Genomic DNA, 2,621 nt, shown 5'->3' on the forward strand with positions numbered 1-2,621 from the left:
AGAAGGAACACGACAGGGCCGAGGCGCTGGCGGGCGAGCTTGCGAAGGCGCGGCGGGATCTCGAGACCCAGCTGGCACACTCAAGCAAGGCCAGCGACGAGGCGAAGGGCGTCGCCGAGACCGCGACGGCGGAGCTGCAACAGTCTTTGAAGACGGAGCACGCGGGCGAGCTTGCGAGGGCACGGCGGGACCTCGAGACCCAGCTGACGCTGTCAAGCAAGGCCGGTGACGAAGCGGTGCAGGCGAAGAAGGCCGCCAAGAGCGCGACAGCCGTGCTGCGACAGTCTCTGAAGAATGAGCGCGACCCGGCCGAGGCACCGGCACCGCCCCGCGAACCCACACTGACTCAAGCCGCGGAGGCAGCTGCGACAGGGCAGCCAACGGTCAATGAGGCGCAAGGCGGTCCGGAAGCGGCCAGGTTGCTGGCACGCGCCACCGCCCTGCTCGGCCAAGGGGATATCGGTGCAGCGCGGATCGTGCTCGAACACGCTGTCGAGACGGGTAGCGCACAGGCGAGCTTCATGCTCGCGGAGACCTATGATCCCCTCGTTCTTTCCACATGGAAGACCTACGGAACACGTGGCGATGTGACGAAGGCGCGCGAGCTTTACGAAAGGGCGCTTGCCGGTGGCATCCAGCAGGCCAGGGATCGATCTGTCGCGCTGTATTGGTCTAGGTTGCATTAGTCTAGTATGACAACGACGATGGCCATCCAGATCCGACCGCTCGGTTCTAAGAGAGGCCTTGGCGGACTTCGCGCCGACTCAAAAGCAGTTCGCAGCGTCCCCTCCGAGCCGCCCGCAATTCTCCGGGTTCGATTGCCGCCACTGCGTGACCGCCAGCAGCGGCTTGCTCGCATCGGCCGGCGTGGCCGGCAGCCTGCTGCGCTCTTCGTCGAGGAGCTGCGAATGCAGCTTCTGGATCTGGACGTTTCGCTCGAGCAGGGACATGGCTCGCGCTTGAACCTGCTCTGCCAACGTTTTGCGCAGGGCATTCTCCCGATCGAGCAGCTCAGGAAACGGCAACAGCGGGCGGACGAGCTCGGTCGCCTTGATCACACACGACGCCCGCGCCACCGCTTGCGCGATCTGATCAGGAAAGGTGTTCCGGCATTCGGCGAGTGCGCCGCTCAGGTTGACTGTTACCGGTGCCGGTGCCGGTTCCGGCGCCGGTGCCGTGGTCGTCTCCGTCGCCGGCTCTGTTGCGGTCTCCGTTGCCGGTCCCGCCTCCTTTTCGACGGCCTGGCGAGCGGCCCCGCAACAGGACAGCAGGATGCAGAGCGAGAGGGCAACGAGGCATCTCGCGCGCCTTGGCCAATCCTTCCTCGCCTGCCCCTCGATCGAGCGCCCGATTGTTGTGTCGGTCACGGCAAGCCCCCATCGCGCGCCCCACCTGCCCCCCGCTGATACGAACATCGCATCAAGCAGCGGGTCGATCGCGACGGTTCGTTATCGATGAGCGCGAGAGACGTGTTGCGATGGCGCAATCGACGCACCGCCGCGCGTCCGCGCCTGCCAGCAATAACAAACCGTCTGCGCAATGCGGGGATGCAAAGCCGTCTTCTCCCCTCCGGTGAAACTGGTATCGGCGAAAACCTGTATCTGCAAAAAAGTGGTATCTCGAAATATCGCATCGGCACGAAATGGCACCGGTACACCCGATTGATTTTAGATGTAGTTTTGTTGGTGACGCAATAGTCGCTTCTGGCGCAGCCGCGCTGCAGCTCGTCGGTGGCGCCGGGTGCGCTGCAGCGTTGCCTGACGTCCGCAGCGCCGATCGCCCGGTGACGTCGAAACGCCAGAGCGATGGAATTCTTCGGCGCTGAACGCACCAGCGTATGTCGCGGGCGCAAACGGCAGCATTCTTGTCAACGACGACCGTTTCGTCTCCATCCGACGGGCCAGCCGCATGCTTGGACATTGCCTTATCAACAGGCGCACGATCACCATGACACCCACCGGTGTCGAAAATTCTGCTTCATCCCCGCCGAGTCCTTGCTCTAGGATCAGACATTTCAATTTGAGCGCCCAGCATGCGCTCGAGATATTTGCAGAACCAAAGCGTAGAGCGACTGATCCGGCGTCATGGGGCTTCAGATGACCGATCGTATTGCACTTTTCATCGATGGTGCGAATCTGCACACCACGGTCAAGAACCTCGGCTTTGAAGTCGACTTCCGGCGATTGCTCTCGGAGTTCGGCAAGCACGGGCAGATCGTCCGCGCCTATTTCTACACGGTCGTAAGGGACGACGACGAGTTCAGCAGCCTTCGGCCGCTGGTGGATTGGCTCGACTACAACGGATATGAAGTCAGGCGAAAGGCCGCCAAGCAGCACGACGACGGCGATGGACGGAGGCGAATGAAGCGCAGTATCGGCATCGAGCTCGCGGTCGATGCAATGGAAATCGCGCACCGCATCGACCATGCGTTCCTGTTCTCTGGCGACGGCGACTTGCGAGCCGTGGTCGAAGCTGTCAGGCGGATGGGCGTGCGTGTCACTGTCGTTTCGAGCATTCGAACGAAGCCGCCGATGATCGCCGACGAGCTTCGCAGAGACGCCGATGCCTTCGTTGAACTCGAGAGCCTCAGACCGTCGATCGAGCGGCCGGCGCATCCGATA

Annotated in this window: 4 protein-coding genes; 3 read left to right on the forward strand and 1 reads right to left on the reverse strand. The window is 62.7% G+C overall.

Annotated elements, in window-relative coordinates; all coding sequences use genetic code 11:
* The coding region (locus VF497_RS06130; RefSeq protein WP_330886742.1) for a hypothetical protein at nt 1-686 on the forward strand (686 nt) is incomplete at its 5' end.
* 78 nt (nt 687-764) lie between these two features.
* Here VF497_RS06130 and VF497_RS06135 read toward each other — a convergent pair.
* Nucleotides 765-1,367, reverse strand: a complete 603-nt coding sequence (locus VF497_RS06135; RefSeq protein WP_330886743.1) for a hypothetical protein — start codon at nt 1,365-1,367, stop codon at nt 765-767.
* An 87-nt stretch (nt 1,368-1,454) separates the two neighbouring features.
* Between VF497_RS06135 and VF497_RS06140 the strand changes: the two genes are divergently transcribed.
* Nucleotides 1,455-1,697, forward strand: coding sequence for a hypothetical protein (locus VF497_RS06140; RefSeq protein ID WP_330886744.1), 243 nt, complete (start codon nt 1,455-1,457; stop codon nt 1,695-1,697).
* 399 nt (nt 1,698-2,096) lie between these two features.
* A partial coding sequence (locus tag VF497_RS06145; RefSeq protein WP_330886745.1) for an NYN domain-containing protein occupies nt 2,097-2,621 on the forward strand: 525 nt, incomplete at its 3' end.

The sequence above is a fragment of the Rudaea sp. genome (genome assembly GCF_036383415.1).
Taxonomy (GTDB): domain Bacteria; phylum Pseudomonadota; class Gammaproteobacteria; order Xanthomonadales; family Rhodanobacteraceae; genus Rudaea.